Raw genomic sequence first — 13,311 nt, 5'->3', positions numbered from 1 at the left:
AATTTGTGCCAAGTTCGGCGCGAAATCGTCCTAAACCTGCCTCATTTCCCCGCCATCTATAAATTTGTAATAGATAGAAGGCCCTTCGGCCTGAGGAGTAACGAGATGAACCTGTTAAAGATGGCCTGCGCTTTGACCCTCGGGGTCTCCCTGACTGCCTGCGGATCCTCCGAGGTGGTAACACGGGCAGCCCCGTTGTCTTCCACAACGGCAAATATCGACTACAGCGTCAAGAACTTCCAACCCACCCCCGAGTTGCTGACTGCCGAGGCGATGCAAGCGGCGATTGTCCAGCAAATCAATGTGTCACAGATCAATGTAAATGTGCCGACATCCCTCAAAGTGTCCGAGGCGAACCGCTATTACCCCAGTGGTGATATCGTCTGGCGCGAGGATCCGATTGGTGACCGTCACGCGCAGGTTGGCAAGATCCTGAAGGATGCGATGCTTCAGGGTACAGCGTCTTTCCAAGGCTCGGTTCCGATCATCCTCGACATTCAACTTGTGCGCTTTCACGCGCTGAGCGAAAAAGCCCGGTATACCGTAGGCGGGGTGCATCATGTGGTCTTTGATATGATCCTGCGCGATGCAAAAACCGGCGCAGTTTTGTCGCCACCGCGGCGGATCGAAACTGATTTGGCCGCGTTTGGCGGCCAACAGGCCAAAACCGCCGAAGCTAATGGCCAGACCCAAAAACGGCGCCTGACCAACCATCTGGCCGAAGTTATTCGCCAGCAAATGGTCAAGCCTGCAGGATACGAGAATGCGAGCCTCGGATTCTTCCAGCTGGTAAACAGAATCTAGGCTTTCCCTTCTCTCGGGAACAGACTAGGGAAGGGCGCTATGACAATAGCGCCTTTTCCCGTATCCGCCCCCCTTCCCGTAGTCCGCCTTATGCCCAAGGCAAACGCCCGTGCCATCCGGCATGGCGCGCCTTGGGTCTATGCCAACGAGCTGGTCACAGACCGCCGCACAAAGGGTCTGATACCCGGTGCCATGGCCGTGCTTGAGGACAGCCTGCGCCAGCCGCTCGGGGTGGTGACAGTCAACACCAATTCCAAAATCATCGCACGCATGATGGATGCCGATCCCGAGGCGTCGATTGATCAGGCATGGATGGAAAAACATCTTCGCCGCGCGCTTGGCCTGCGCGAGCGGATGTATGATGCGCCTTTCTATCGCCTTGTCCACGCCGAAGCGGACGGGTTGCCAGGCGTGATTATCGACCGCTTTGGCGACACTTGTGTGATCCAGCCTAACGCGGCGTGGTCCGATGCCCTTATTGGTCCGCTGACGGCGGCTTTGATTGCGGTAACCGGAGTGAGCAACGTTTTGAAAAACGCCTCCGGCCGCACGCGCAGCCTTGAAGGTCTGGACGACGTGAGCGGTGTTCTGGCGGGCAGTGCCCCTGACGCGGCTGTGCCGGTGCAGATGAACGGTGCAACCTATATGGCCGACCTCACCGGTGGGCAAAAGACCGGCATCTTCTATGACCAGCGACCAAATCACGCTTTCGCTGCTTCTTTGGCGCGCGGCGCGCGGGTGCTAGATGTCTTTTCACATGTCGGCGGCTTTGGTCTGGCGGCGGTGGTAGCCGGTGCGAAATCCGCTCTTTGTATTGACGGATCTGGCCCCGCGCTTGAGCTGACAGCGCAAGGGGCCGCTGCGATGGGCGTCTCCGATCATGTTAGCATACGGCAAGGTGATGCGTTTGACGTTTTGACAGCGCTGCGTGCCGAAGGCGCTGAATTTGATTTGATTATTTGCGATCCACCCGCCTTTGCACCTGCCAAACCAGCACTTGAAGCGGGCCTGCGTGCCTATGAGCGGATTGCAAGGCTTGCGGCTCCTTTGGTGTCCGAGGGCGGCGTGCTGGGGTTGTGTTCGTGCTCGCACGCGGCTGATCTGGCAGCGTTCCGAACGGCATCGGTGCGTGGTATTGGCCGTGCGGGTAGGCGCCCTGCGCTGATCCACACCGGATTTGCAGGGGCCGATCACCCTCAACTGCCGCAACTCGCCGAGACCGGTTACCTCAAGGCGCTGTTTTTCCACCTCTGAGGCAGGAAAGGTTGACCAGAAGGTCTTAAACCCATGAAAATGTTGCTTGATGCCTGTGTGATATACCCAACAGTCATGCGAGAAATGCTGCTGGGTGTGGCGCGCACGGGCGCCTACACGCCATTATGGTCAGCCCGTATTCTTGAGGAATGGGCGCTGGCAGCGCGTAAACTCGGGCCGCAGGGCGAGGCGCAAGCGCGTGGCGAGGTCGCTATGGTGCAGGCCGCATGGCCGCACGCCAGCGTGTCGGTGCATGCAGGGTTGGAAACGCGCCTGTGGCTACCGGACGCAAATGACATTCATGTTCTGGCGGCAGCTGTGCACTGTAATGCGGATGGCATCATCACAATGAACGCAAAGGATTTTCCGCGTGGGATCCTCGCCGAAGAGGGGCTGAGCAGGAATGATCCCGACGCATTCTTGCTGGGACATTTTCACGGCGATCCTGATGCTGTCACGTCGGTGGCGCGAGCGGTAGTCGAAGAGGCGCGCAGGCTGTCTGGCGAGGATTGGAACCTGCGATCCTTAATGAAAAAAGCGCGCCTTCCAAGATTGGGAAAAGCACTTACCTCCGCTTGAAGTATCAGGTTAATACTTCCTTTTAACATGTTGTTTTACCTATCCCATTTTACCTGCATGCTGGTAAGTGCAGCAATGCGGTCCTCTGTGTGCGGATGTGTGAGGAGCCATGCGGGCGGCCTGCCGCCACCTGATTTTGTCAGTGCATCCAACTTTTTGAAAAGCGAGATTTGCGGCGCGATACCGATGCCTGCTTTGGTCAGTAATGCCGCTGCGTAAGCGTCTGCCTCGAACTCGTCACTGCGCGACAGCTTTGCGGCCAGAAGTGAGGTTAGCATGTTGGCTATCCAGCTTCCGATACCAGGGATAAAGCGGCTTAGCACCATGCCGAGCGCTGCGCGCATGGCATTCTGGCCGGAGAAGTCGATCATCCGGCGGCGCGAATGGCCAAGTGCGACGTGCCCCAACTCATGGGCGATCACACTTGCCAGCTCCTCTGCGCTGACCTCGCCCGAGCGGAATTTGTTGTAGAAACCGCGCGTGATGAAAATGCGTCCGTCAGGGGCGGCAAGTCCGTTCACCGGCTCGATCTCGTAGATGTGCACATTGATGCGGGGAATCTCCAGCGCTTTGGCCATCTGCTTGCTCATCGCGACCAACTTTGGATCAGCCAACACAGTAGATTTTTCGTCTAGCTCGCGGCCTGTCCTCCAGACTGAAAAACGGTACATCGCAAGGCCGTAGAGCACGGCGAGCATGATAGGGATAATTTTGATCATACCCTGAATATGGGTGCAGAGCTCAGCGGGGCAAGTGTTTTAGTGCCGCATGCGTAAAAATGGGGCTCGAGGCCCCATTTCTGATCCTATACCAGTTTTGCATCCATTGTGATCTCGGCTGTTAATAGCTTTGAGATCGGGCAGTTTTGCTTGGCGTTTGTCGTGGCCGCGTCAAACTGTTCCTGCGTGGCATTTGGAATGGTGGCGCTGACGTCTAGGTGCACCTTCGTTACGGTGAAACCACCGTCTTTCTCTTCCAAATGAACGGTTGCTTTTGTGTCGATGCTGTCGGCAACTAAATCGTGCTCTCCAAGGATCATTGACAGTGCCATCGAATAGCACGAGGCGTGAGCTGCACCGATAAGCTCTTCGGGATTTGTTCCTTTACCGTCCTCGAAGCGGGTATTGAAGCCGTAAGGCTGTGCGTCTAGGACGCCTGTCTGCGTCGACACGGTGCCTTTTCCCTTTTTGAGGTCGCCTTCCCAATGGGCCGAGCCAGATTTTTTGATCGCCATGATATGTCCTTCCTTGAAATATCCTTAAGGGAAGAACGCGGTCGGAGGGCAGGTTGTTCCCGCGCTAGCGTGTGAGTGTTTTCATTCCGCGCGACAGACCCTCAAGTGTCATTGGCACCATCGCCTCTTTTCCGAAGATCTCTTGGATCATGGTGATCGACTGGGTGTACTGCCAGTATTTTTCGGGGATCGGATTGATCCAGAGATTTGATTTCCACTGCTCGCGCGCGCGACCCAACCAGACTGAGCCTGCCTCGGGGTTCCAGTGCTCGTTGGCACCGCCAGGATAGGCCACCTCATAGGGCGACATGCTTGCGTCACCGACGAAGATGCAGCGGTAGTCAGGACCGTAAGTGCGCAGGATCTCTTGGGTGGGTGTTTGCGCGTCCCAGCGGCGGCGGTTATCGCGCCAAACACCTTCGTAGAGGCAGTTATGGAAGTAAAAATATTCCATGTGCTTGAATTCGGAACGCGCAGCAGAAAACAGCTCTTCCACGACTTTGATATGGGGGTCCATGGAGCCGCCAACGTCGAGAAACAGCAGAACTTTCACTGCATTGCGCCGCTCGGGACGGGTTTTTACATCCAGATAGCCTTGCTCGGCTGTCGAGCGGATTGTGCCGTTTAAATCCAACTCCTCGCTGGCACCGTCACGCGCCCAGCGTCGCAGACGTTTGAGCGCCACCTTGATGTTGCGGGTTCCCAATTCAACAGAATCGTCAAGGTTGCGGAATTCGCGCTTGTCCCAGACCTTGACTGCCTTGCCATGGCGGCCTTCCTTCTGGCCGATGCGCACCCCTTCGGGATTGTACCCATATGCTCCGAACGGGGAGGTACCACCGGTGCCGACCCATTTGCTGCCGCCCTCGTGACGTTTCTCCTGCTCTTTGAGGCGTTCCTTGAGGGTCTCCATCAATTTCTCAAAACCACCAAGGGCTTCGATCTCTGCTTTTTCCTCGGGCGTCAGATGTTTTTCTGACATCTTGCGCAGCCATTCTTCGGGTATGTCCACCGCTTCCAATACCTGTTCGGCGGTAATGTTTTCGAGGCCGGAAAAGGCGACGGCAAAGGCCTGATCGAATTTGTCGATGTTTCGCTCGTCCTTCACCATAGCGGTGCGGGCAAGGTAATAAAACGCCTCGACGTCGTAGGTCGCGATGCCAGCGGCCATACCATCCAGAAACGCCAAAAACTCCCGCATGGATACGGGAACTTTGTGGGCGCGCAACTGCTCGTAGAAGGGAAGGAACATCAGCTTGTCAGCCGGTCGATAATCACCGTGAGGAACATCCCCACGATCAGAAAAGCCATGCCGTATCCGACGGCGTATTGTGCGATGTCCTTGCGGTTGCCGCGGCGCTTTTTAGCGGTCATGCCGCCGATGATAAGCCCAAGTATCGCCAACCCAATTACAATCATGCTCTCAACCCTTTGTGTGTGCGGGCTATCCTTTGAGCGGGTTCAGCGATGCGATCTCGCGCAGCTTGGCCCGCACAGCCCAGTCAGAGCCAAATCCGTAGCGCGCCCATCCCAGACTGTCCAGACGCACGGCCTGTGCCTCGGCGGGGCGGTTCACGAGATCTAGCGCCTCGGCACGTAACAGCAGCAGAGTGGAAAGCAATGCGGCATTCTCGCTGCTGCGCGCAATTTCGACGTGGGGCGCGACCAATTGAAGGGCGAGCTCGCCCTGACCCTGACTTACCGCATGGGCAGCCAGCTGTGTCGCGACATAGGCCTGATGCAGTTGCGTGCCGGGAGTCTGCCCGTAGAATATTTTTGCCTGCGCGTAATGTTGCTGCGCAGTGATAGGGTCGCCACGCTGTAGTACGCGGCCCATGGCATAATGGGCAAATGCGCGGCGCTGGTCCTGCCAACCGATCGCTCGCGCGATACGGAGAGCTTCTGCTGCGGCTGCTTCACGGTCACGCTGGTTTGCGGCAGGGCCAAGGGCAGTCTCGACCGCGCGCTTCCACTGGATCGGGGTACGGGTCGCAAAAACCGACGGAACGTTCTCGCCGCCGGGGTTAATCTCGCGCAGGATATGGGGCAGGGTGGCCGCCACCTGACCGCGCGTCATGCCATTGTGCAATCGGGGCGAATAGTAGGCCCGCAAGATCATCGTATCAAATCCGGTCAGGACCGTATGCACGTTGTCATCATTGAACACGGAATCAGGCAAGCGGTAGAGATCGTTCAACGGCCCCAGCGATTGCGCCAGCTCTTCGTGCAAACAATCGCGTACTTCTTGTGGGCTGACATCATTTGGCAGGAAGATCGCCAGTTTTTCACGTGAGCGCAGCTGGGACCAGTTCGCCAGTCTGGTTTTGCGCGCCTTGCGGTACTCGGCCATGTTTGTGACGTTAGGGGCCACAAAACACGCCGCCTGCGGCAAGACGCTGCGGATATCCTTGCGGGGTACTGCGTTGATGGTGATGTTTGCCGGACCGCTGCTGATCTGGCTGATGTTGATGCGCGATTCCGTGCGCAGGCGTGCAATCAGGCGCGTCAGATCATGCTGGAGCGATGCAGGCTGATTGCCAATAACCTTGACCGTGATCGGTCCCTCAAAGCGGGTAAGCACCGGCAGTTCACGGCCGCTCTCAAGGCGGAAAGACAGCTCGATAAAATCAAGAGCCAGATCATTGTTGGAGCGGACAGGGCTCACATGCTGACCTGAGTTAAACACTTTTAACGGCGGGAGAGTGGTCTCGTTGATCGTCATCAGGCGAGAGACATCACCGCCCGTGGTTGGTGTGCACGCGTTTAACGCCATCGCGAGAAGAAGGGCGAGGCGGGACTTCACAATCCGTCCCTTTTTGATTCAAATTTTACGTTTTCTGTTGAACGGCGCACAAAATGCACGCGCGCTTGTGGTGCGTTTTGGATACTCATAACTCTACTGCCTGCCCTTTTGAGTTTCAATTGGAGATCTTTTCGCACCTCAACCAGTCACGCGTATGGAGCAAATAAGGCGAAATCGTGGCAATAATGAAGGATTGAGGCAGACCAGTGTTCATGGGTGCGGATTGGACACAGTTTGCAGGTGAAGGCGTTGTTTGTTCAGGTATTGCAGATAATCAACGCAGGCTGGCCGATCGTAATGGCGATGACCTGACACGGGATGCGGGCGACCTCATGGTGGAAGCCAAGCGTGCCACAATTGTGAAATCGCAAAATTTTCATCGTCTTTATAGGCAGGCAGACAACTCATGTGATTCTATCTGGAGTAGATATAAGCACAGCTTCAATTTGGAGGTTCTAAAAACCTCAAACCCCGCTGTGCTTGAGCAGCCATAGTGCTCGGCCTTGCCTGTTACGGCAACGCCCGTGGCTGTAACTTCGGGTGCTAAAAGCAAAAAAAACCGGAGGGTGAGGCGCAGCGCAAGACCAGATGGTTTGCGTTGCGCCGGTATTTGTTGGCCTAGCGACCGCCGCGCGCCATAAACGCAAGACGTTCGAACAGATGCACGTCCTGTTCGTTTTTCAAAAGCGCACCGTGCAGTTTAGGCAGAGCAGAAGAGCCACTCTTTTTCAGATCGGCCGCGTCCATATCTTCGGCCAGCAACAGTTTGAGCCAGTCGATGACTTCGGAAGTGGAGGGCTTTTTCTTGAGCCCTTGTTGATCGCGTATTTCGTAGAACTGGGTGAGGGCCGTTGTCAGCAGCTCTGGCTTGATGCCTGCGTGATGTACTTCAACGATTTTCTTGAGTGTCTCCATATCTGGAAACTGGATGTAATGGAAAAAACAGCGGCGCAGGAACGCGTCTGGCAGTTCTTTTTCGTTGTTGGAGGTGATGATTACGATAGGGCGCACCTTTGCCTTGATCGTCTCGCCCGTCTCATAGACAAAGAATTCCATTTTATCGAGTTCTTGCAGAAGATCGTTGGGAAATTCGATGTCCGCCTTGTCAATCTCGTCGATGAGCAGAACAACCTTTTCACCGGCCTCGAAAGCCTCCCAGAGCTTGCCTTTGCGGATATAGTTGGAAACGTCATGGACCTTTTCCTCGCCGAGCTGGCTGTCGCGCAGGCGGCTGACGGCGTCATATTCATAGAGACCCTGCTGGGCGCGGGTGGTGGATTTGATGTTCCATTCGATCATCCGCAGGCCCAGCGCGGAGGAGACCTGACGCGCAAGTTCGGTTTTGCCGGTGCCCGGCTCGCCTTTGACCAGCAAGGGGCGTTCCAGCTGGACCGCCGCATTGACCGCAATTTTGAGATCATCTGTTGCGACGTAGTCGGCGGTACCTTGAAATTTCATATCGGCATCAACTTTCTGACTTGGTTTTTCTTGAATAATTCACGGGGCATAATAGCGCATCATTGAGTAGTGACAATCGTTCATGCCTCCTATAGAGACCGCGCCAATGGGAAATGTCGTGAGGGGGTTGCCACGTGACACTTACAAAATCTGTTAAAGATACTGGCAAAATCAAAAAGAAAAATTCGTTGCCTGCCGACTATACGCCGTCCGAAGACGAACCGTTCATGAATAACATGCAGGTCGAGTATTTCCGCTGGAAATTGCTGGACTGGAAAGCGGAATTGCTGGAAGGCAGCCGCGAGATGATCGAGACATTGCAGGACGGCACGCGCAACATTCCGGACGTGAATGACCGCGCCTCCGAGGAGACTGACCGCGCGCTGGAACTGCGCACCCGTGACCGCGCCCGCAAGCTGGTCAATAAGATCGAGGCAGCATTGCGCCGCATCGACGAGGGTGAGTTCGGCTACTGCTCGGTCACCGGCGAGCCTATTTCGCTCAAACGGCTGGAGGCGCGACCGATTGCGACGATGAGCCTTGAGGCGCAGGAAAAGCACGAGCGCCGCGAGCGCGTCCACCGCGACGAATGAGTGTGGGACCAGCCACAGGGCTTTGGGACGATATGGTAGAAAAACAAGGCGTCGCAGCGAGAGCTGTGGCGCCTTTTTTGCAAGTGTTCCCGCTGCATAGCGACCTTTCGAGACAGAACAAAGCAGGAGAACGGGTGTGGGCAAAGCAACCGTAAGCAATGCAATCGTGATCGGTGCAGGTATCGGAGGGCTGGCTGTTGCGACAGCGCTGGCGCGTCAAGGTATTGCGGTAACGGTGATTGAGCAGGCCGCAGAAATCCGCGAAGTGGGCGCAGGACTTCAGGTAAGCCCCAACGGTCTTGCCGTGCTGCGTGCTTTGGGGCTGGTGCAGCGGCTGCTTCAGCGCGGTGCTGTGCGCGGACAGGCGGTGGTTATGCAGGCGCATGACCGCGCAGGGGATGTTGCCCGTCTTGATCTGACGCAGCTGCGCGAGGATCAAAAATATTACTTTGTCCACCGCGCCGACTTGATCGAGGTTCTGCGTCAGGCGGCGCTGGAAGCCAACGTAAGCTTTGACATGGGATGTACCGTGGAGCGCGTGACAGCGGGCGAGGTGCCCCAGTTGACACTGACGGATGGCAGCACCCGGCGCGCCGAGTTGGTGGTGGGGGCGGATGGTATCCATTCGCAGGCGCGGATTGCGCTCAATGGTGCAGATGATGCAGCCTTCACGGGACAGGTTGCATGGCGTGCAATGGTGCCAAATACTTTCGACCACGCGGATGTGGCGATGGTCACGATGGGGCCAGGCCGGCATTTGGTCAGCTATCCTTTGCGCGGCGGAAGCATGGTCAATCTGGTCGCAGTGGAGGAGCGCCGCGCTTGGGCCGGTGAAGGATGGATGCTAGCGGATGATCCGGCCCATCTGCGCGCGGCCTTCCAAGGTTTTGGCGGTATGGCAGGGGAGATGATCGCGGCGGTCGAGAGTACAACCCTGTGGGGGCTCCACCGGCATCCGGTCGCAGCCGTCTGGCAGGCGGGTGGTGTGGTGCTGTTGGGCGATGCGGCCCATCCGACACTGCCGTTTCTGGCGCAAGGGGCCAACATGGCGCTTGAGGATGCGTGGGTGCTGGCCGATTATGTGGCACAAGGTGGTCGTGCCGGACTGGCGGGTTATCAGGCGGTGCGTGTGCCGCGCGTCAGTCGTGTTATAAAGGCTGCACAGGGCAATGCGTGGCGCTACCACTTGCGTCCCGGGCCAGTGCGGTTTGCCGCCCATAATGTACTGCGTCTGGGCAGCAGGTTCGCGCCGGGGCGGATGTTGGGGGCGTTTGACTGGCTTTACGGCGTCGATGTTACGTCACGCGCTTCGCGTTAACGGGCAGCCACTTCGCGATACGTTGGGGGATGCTTCGTAAGGCACCCCAAAAGGGACGTTCCTTTTGGGGTGCCCTTGATAAATACACTAATTTAAAACGCCCGTGTCGGGCGATCAAACACGTTACGGCCCAGCGCCGAAGCGGCGAGGTCGACCATCAGGCGTGTGGTGCGCCCGCGCTCGTCCATGAACGGGTTCAGCTCCACCAGATCCATCGAGGTCAACAACTCGCTGTCGTTGATCATTTCCATTACCAGATGGCCTTCACGCACAGTGGCGCCGCCAGGCACTGTGGTGCCGACCGCAGGAGCAGCAGCGGGGTCAAGGAAATCCACATCCAGCGAAACATGCAGCATGCCGTTTACGGCTTCGATCCGCTCCAGAAATGCGCCAAGCGGGGTGGCGATGCCGCTCTCGTCGATCTGGCGCATGTCGACGCGGGTAATGGCAGTTTGCTGCAACGCTGCCCGTTCTGCGGGGTCAACCGAGCGCAGACCGATCATCGCGATATTTTCATAGGGAAGAGACGCAGGAAGGTCAGGCCAGCCGGGGAAATCGCTGCGCCCCGTAAGGTATCCCATGGGTGTGCCGTGCAAATTGCCGCTGTCGGTACTTTCTAGTGTGTGAAAATCGCTGTGCGCATCGAGCCACAGAACAAACAACGGCCGGTCCACCGCCGCAGCATGGCGCATCGCGCCCAGAACTGTGCCCGCTGCAAGCGCATGATCCCCGCCGAGGGTAATTGGCATGCCGCGTGCAAACGCAGCTTCGGTCGCATCGGCAAGGCTTTGGGTCCATGCGATCGTTTCTGACAAACGGTGCAACTTGGGATGTATCACTTCGGTGTAGGGCGCAGGCCCGATATTGCCGATATCGGTCACAGTGTGACCAAGGCTCTCCAGCGCTTCAACAAGGCCTGCGGTGCGGTAGGCATCCGGCCCCATAATACAGCCACGGCGGTTTTTGCCACAATCAAGCGGCGCACCTTGTAAAATTACGTGCTGTGGTTTCATCAGGGTTATCCTTTGTTTGCTGCATTTCAGGGCAGGTAGTACGGAGGCGTCAGGCGCGGCGCATTGCCTGTATCCAGATCATCGCAAGGCCAAGCGACAAGATCGCGTTCCAGCCTGCCATACTGATACCTGCCATTTGCCAGGCAATATCGTCGCAGCGCACCAGCGGAGCTGCAAGGATCTGGTTCATCAATTCCTGCGCGCTCAGGTTGGTGACACCGCCCGCGGTGCACGTACTTGGACCCTCCCACCAGCCTTGCTCGACTCCCACGTGGTAGGCACCGATTGCGGCAGTGCTCAGCGCAGCGATTGCGCCCATCCATGCCAGCCTCCGCTCACCGGTGAACAGAATCGCAAGGCCGATAAGGATGGCGCCGCCGTGCGGCCACCGCTGCCACAGGCAAAGTTTGCACGGGGCCATGCCGCCAATATGCTGGAAGCCATACGCACCGAGCAAGACGGCGGCAGATCCTAGTGTCGCAAGTAAAACAAGGCGCATCAGAACAACTTTATTGCTAGGAAGCCGCCGATCATAAGGGCAACGGCCAAGGTGAACATCAAGGGCAGGCGACGTTCGATGAAATCGCGCACCGGTGCGCCGAATTTCCACAGCAGTAGCGCCACAAGGAAAAAGCGCAGACCACGCGCGAGGATCGAAGTCGCGATAAAGGTGCCCAGTGGCATCGCGGTGACACCTGACATAATTGTAATAACCTTATAGGGAAAGGGGGTCACGCCGGCGATCAGCACCGCCCAGAAGCCTACATCGTTAAAGCGGGTCGCGAACTCCGCCATCGCATCGCCTTTGCCGAGTGCTGTCAGAATCGGGTCGCCGAGTGTTTCGAAAGCCAGTGCGCCGATGGCATATCCAAGCATACCGCCCAAAACCGAGGCCACCAACGCCACGCCGGCAATCACAAATGCGCGGCTTGGACGGGCAAGGATCATCGGGATCATGATAATGTCAGGCGGGATCGGAAACATCGAGCTTTCCAGAAAGGCGACAAAGGCCAGCACCCAAAGAGCGTGCCGATGCTCGGCGAGGCCAAGCGTCCAGTCATACAAGCGTTGGATCATCTGGGCCTCGTCCTAATTGTTTCGGCCTTCAAAACCACCATGTGAGGGTCAGGTCAAGAGAGTTGCATCTGCCGTAGGCGGCGTGTCGGACGCTTGCGTTTGTTGTTTTGGATCTGCAATTTTTTGGCTTGCCTCGCCGAGTTGCGCAGGCTACATCCGGCATCGTGCCCGAGTGGCGGAATGGTAGACGCAGGGGATTCAAAATCCCCCGCCGCAAGGCGTGCCGGTTCGAGTCCGGCCTTGGGTACCAACTATATCCTAGGCAAGTTGCCGGGATATAGGCCACAGATAGGGGGCGCACCGCCAAGTGGTGGTACGCCCCCCTATGCCCCGTAAGCGACTTTACCGACCCGGGAACGCCGCAATCAAACAAAGCATATTTTTTGCATTTTGCGGCGCATCAGATGCGTTATGTTTCACGCTGCTTGCAGTGGGGTAATGAGCTCGTTGCAATGACCAATATCTATTTGGGTAACCCAATAATAGGTTCGTGCAGCGCGCCCGAATTTGGGGAATCTTTTGATCCTGCCTTAGGTCAAACAGATGTAGCACCTGTGCTGTGCCTCCCTCATGAATGAGGGCGTGATATGCGGGTCCCTTCTTCAGAGGCCGGAGCCGCCAGCCGCGCAATTTTTCTTCACCGCAAATAATTGATTCGAGGAAATATGGCCAAATGTTGCCCGCTCCTGCATTAGTTTTACCGTAAATTGCGCATTGGTTCTATTCGGTAAACGGGGAAACGCGGCATAAGTTGGCCGAAGCGCTTACCGGAAAAGAGCGGCGCATTTTGTCATTGTCATTGTTTTAGAAACGATATGGGCAGTGACTTGCGTCGTTAATGCGGGGCGAGCTCGGCGCGTCCCCTATTTTTTATGGCTCTGCAAACTTTTCCTGAGTTTCCATTTTGGAAACAATGTTGTGGCTTGTCCGGTATGAGCTGCCGTAGCGTTAACCATGATCAGAAACTTCTACCGCAGTCCTGACACTTTTCAACCATTTTTCCCTTTGTGCGGCTCCGCGCAAAAGGTATCCATTGCGTAGCCCACTGGGGGGTGACGACGAATGGTCCGGGGGCGGCCGCACATTTACTGCATTCTTGGATGCGGGAGAGGTGCAGGGCCGCATGTTTTGCGACCTCTGCTCTATAGACTGTGATGCAACTTGTATGCTTCACAGCC

General features: G+C 56.8%; 14 protein-coding genes and 1 tRNA gene. 6 read left to right on the top strand and 9 right to left on the bottom strand.

What is annotated here, in order from left to right; translation table 11 throughout:
• Positions 1-105 precede the first annotated feature (105 nt).
• Genes C8N30_RS15090 through C8N30_RS15080 form a run of 3 tightly spaced genes read left to right on the top strand, consistent with a single transcriptional unit; the run spans position 106 to position 2,637 of the window.
• Positions 106-804 carry a DUF6778 family protein gene (locus tag C8N30_RS15090; protein WP_025061961.1) on the top strand — a complete coding sequence of 233 codons (699 nt, stop codon included), beginning with the start codon at positions 106-108 and terminating at the stop codon, positions 802-804.
• Between the two features lie 39 nt (positions 805-843).
• The gene (locus tag C8N30_RS15085; RefSeq protein WP_025061962.1) at positions 844-2,058 is read left to right on the top strand and encodes an RSP_2647 family RNA methyltransferase; all 1,215 of its coding nucleotides are present in this window, start codon (positions 844-846) and stop codon (positions 2,056-2,058) included.
• Between the two features lie 33 nt (positions 2,059-2,091).
• A complete protein-coding gene (locus C8N30_RS15080) occupies positions 2,092-2,637 on the top strand; it encodes an RSP_2648 family PIN domain-containing protein (protein ID WP_025061963.1) in 546 nt (181 codons plus the stop codon).
• Between the two features lie 35 nt (positions 2,638-2,672).
• Here the strand turns inward: C8N30_RS15080 and C8N30_RS15075 are convergent, their stop codons facing one another.
• The 6 genes from C8N30_RS15075 to C8N30_RS15045 form a co-directional block, all read right to left on the bottom strand.
• Positions 2,673-3,356 carry a M48 family metallopeptidase gene (locus tag C8N30_RS15075; protein ID WP_025061964.1) on the bottom strand — a complete coding sequence of 228 codons (684 nt, stop codon included), beginning with the start codon at positions 3,354-3,356 and terminating at the stop codon, positions 2,673-2,675.
• Between the two features lie 86 nt (positions 3,357-3,442).
• Positions 3,443-3,871 (bottom strand): OsmC family protein, encoded by a 429-nt coding sequence (locus C8N30_RS15070; RefSeq protein ID WP_025061965.1) that lies wholly within the window; start codon positions 3,869-3,871, stop codon positions 3,443-3,445.
• Between the two features lie 64 nt (positions 3,872-3,935).
• Positions 3,936-5,123 carry a vWA domain-containing protein gene (locus tag C8N30_RS15065; RefSeq protein WP_025061966.1) on the bottom strand — a complete coding sequence of 396 codons (1,188 nt, stop codon included), beginning with the start codon at positions 5,121-5,123 and terminating at the stop codon, positions 3,936-3,938.
• Positions 5,123-5,290, bottom strand: a complete 168-nt coding sequence (locus C8N30_RS15060) for a hypothetical protein (RefSeq protein ID WP_025061967.1) — start codon at positions 5,288-5,290, stop codon at positions 5,123-5,125. Before C8N30_RS15060 ends, C8N30_RS15065 begins: the two co-directional genes overlap by 1 nt.
• Positions 5,291-5,315: 25 nt before the next feature.
• Entirely contained in the window at positions 5,316-6,674 is a 1,359-nt protein-coding gene (locus tag C8N30_RS15055; protein ID WP_025061968.1) for a DUF2927 domain-containing protein, read from the bottom strand.
• A gap of 618 nt (positions 6,675-7,292) precedes the next feature.
• Complete coding sequence (locus tag C8N30_RS15045) at positions 7,293-8,132, bottom strand: AAA family ATPase (protein WP_025061970.1); 840 nt, start codon at positions 8,130-8,132, stop codon at positions 7,293-7,295.
• A 227-nt stretch (positions 8,133-8,359) separates the two neighbouring features.
• Here C8N30_RS15045 and dksA point away from each other — a divergent pair, with 227 nt between their 5' ends.
• Entirely contained in the window at positions 8,360-8,725 is a 366-nt protein-coding gene (gene dksA, locus C8N30_RS15040) for an RNA polymerase-binding protein DksA (RefSeq protein ID WP_409373603.1), read from the top strand.
• A 136-nt stretch (positions 8,726-8,861) separates the two neighbouring features.
• Positions 8,862-10,043 (top strand): FAD-dependent monooxygenase, encoded by a 1,182-nt coding sequence (locus C8N30_RS15035; protein WP_025061972.1) that lies wholly within the window; start codon positions 8,862-8,864, stop codon positions 10,041-10,043.
• A 92-nt stretch (positions 10,044-10,135) separates the two neighbouring features.
• Here C8N30_RS15035 and rocF read toward each other — a convergent pair whose 3' ends face one another.
• From rocF to C8N30_RS15020, 3 genes are read right to left on the bottom strand one after another with little or no spacing between them, the layout of a single operon-like run.
• Complete coding sequence (rocF, locus tag C8N30_RS15030) at positions 10,136-11,056, bottom strand: arginase (RefSeq protein WP_025061973.1); 921 nt, start codon at positions 11,054-11,056, stop codon at positions 10,136-10,138.
• 49 nt (positions 11,057-11,105) lie between these two features.
• Entirely contained in the window at positions 11,106-11,555 is a 450-nt protein-coding gene (locus C8N30_RS15025; protein ID WP_025061974.1) for a disulfide bond formation protein B, read from the bottom strand.
• Positions 11,555-12,133: a YqaA family protein gene (locus C8N30_RS15020; RefSeq protein WP_025061975.1), complete on the bottom strand. Its 579-nt coding sequence runs from the start codon at positions 12,131-12,133 to the stop codon at positions 11,555-11,557. The genes C8N30_RS15025 and C8N30_RS15020 overlap by 1 nt, the downstream gene beginning before the upstream one ends.
• Before the next feature lie 166 nt (positions 12,134-12,299).
• On the opposite strand from C8N30_RS15020, the gene C8N30_RS15015 reads away from it, so the two are divergent.
• A tRNA-Leu gene (locus C8N30_RS15015) sits at positions 12,300-12,383 on the top strand.
• Positions 12,384-13,311 lie beyond the last annotated feature (928 nt).

It is taken from the genome of Sulfitobacter guttiformis (assembly GCF_003610455.1).
Classification (GTDB): domain Bacteria; phylum Pseudomonadota; class Alphaproteobacteria; order Rhodobacterales; family Rhodobacteraceae; genus Sulfitobacter; species Sulfitobacter guttiformis.
Note: the sequence above shows the minus strand (reverse complement) of the source record. Positions and strands in the feature narration are given on the sequence as shown.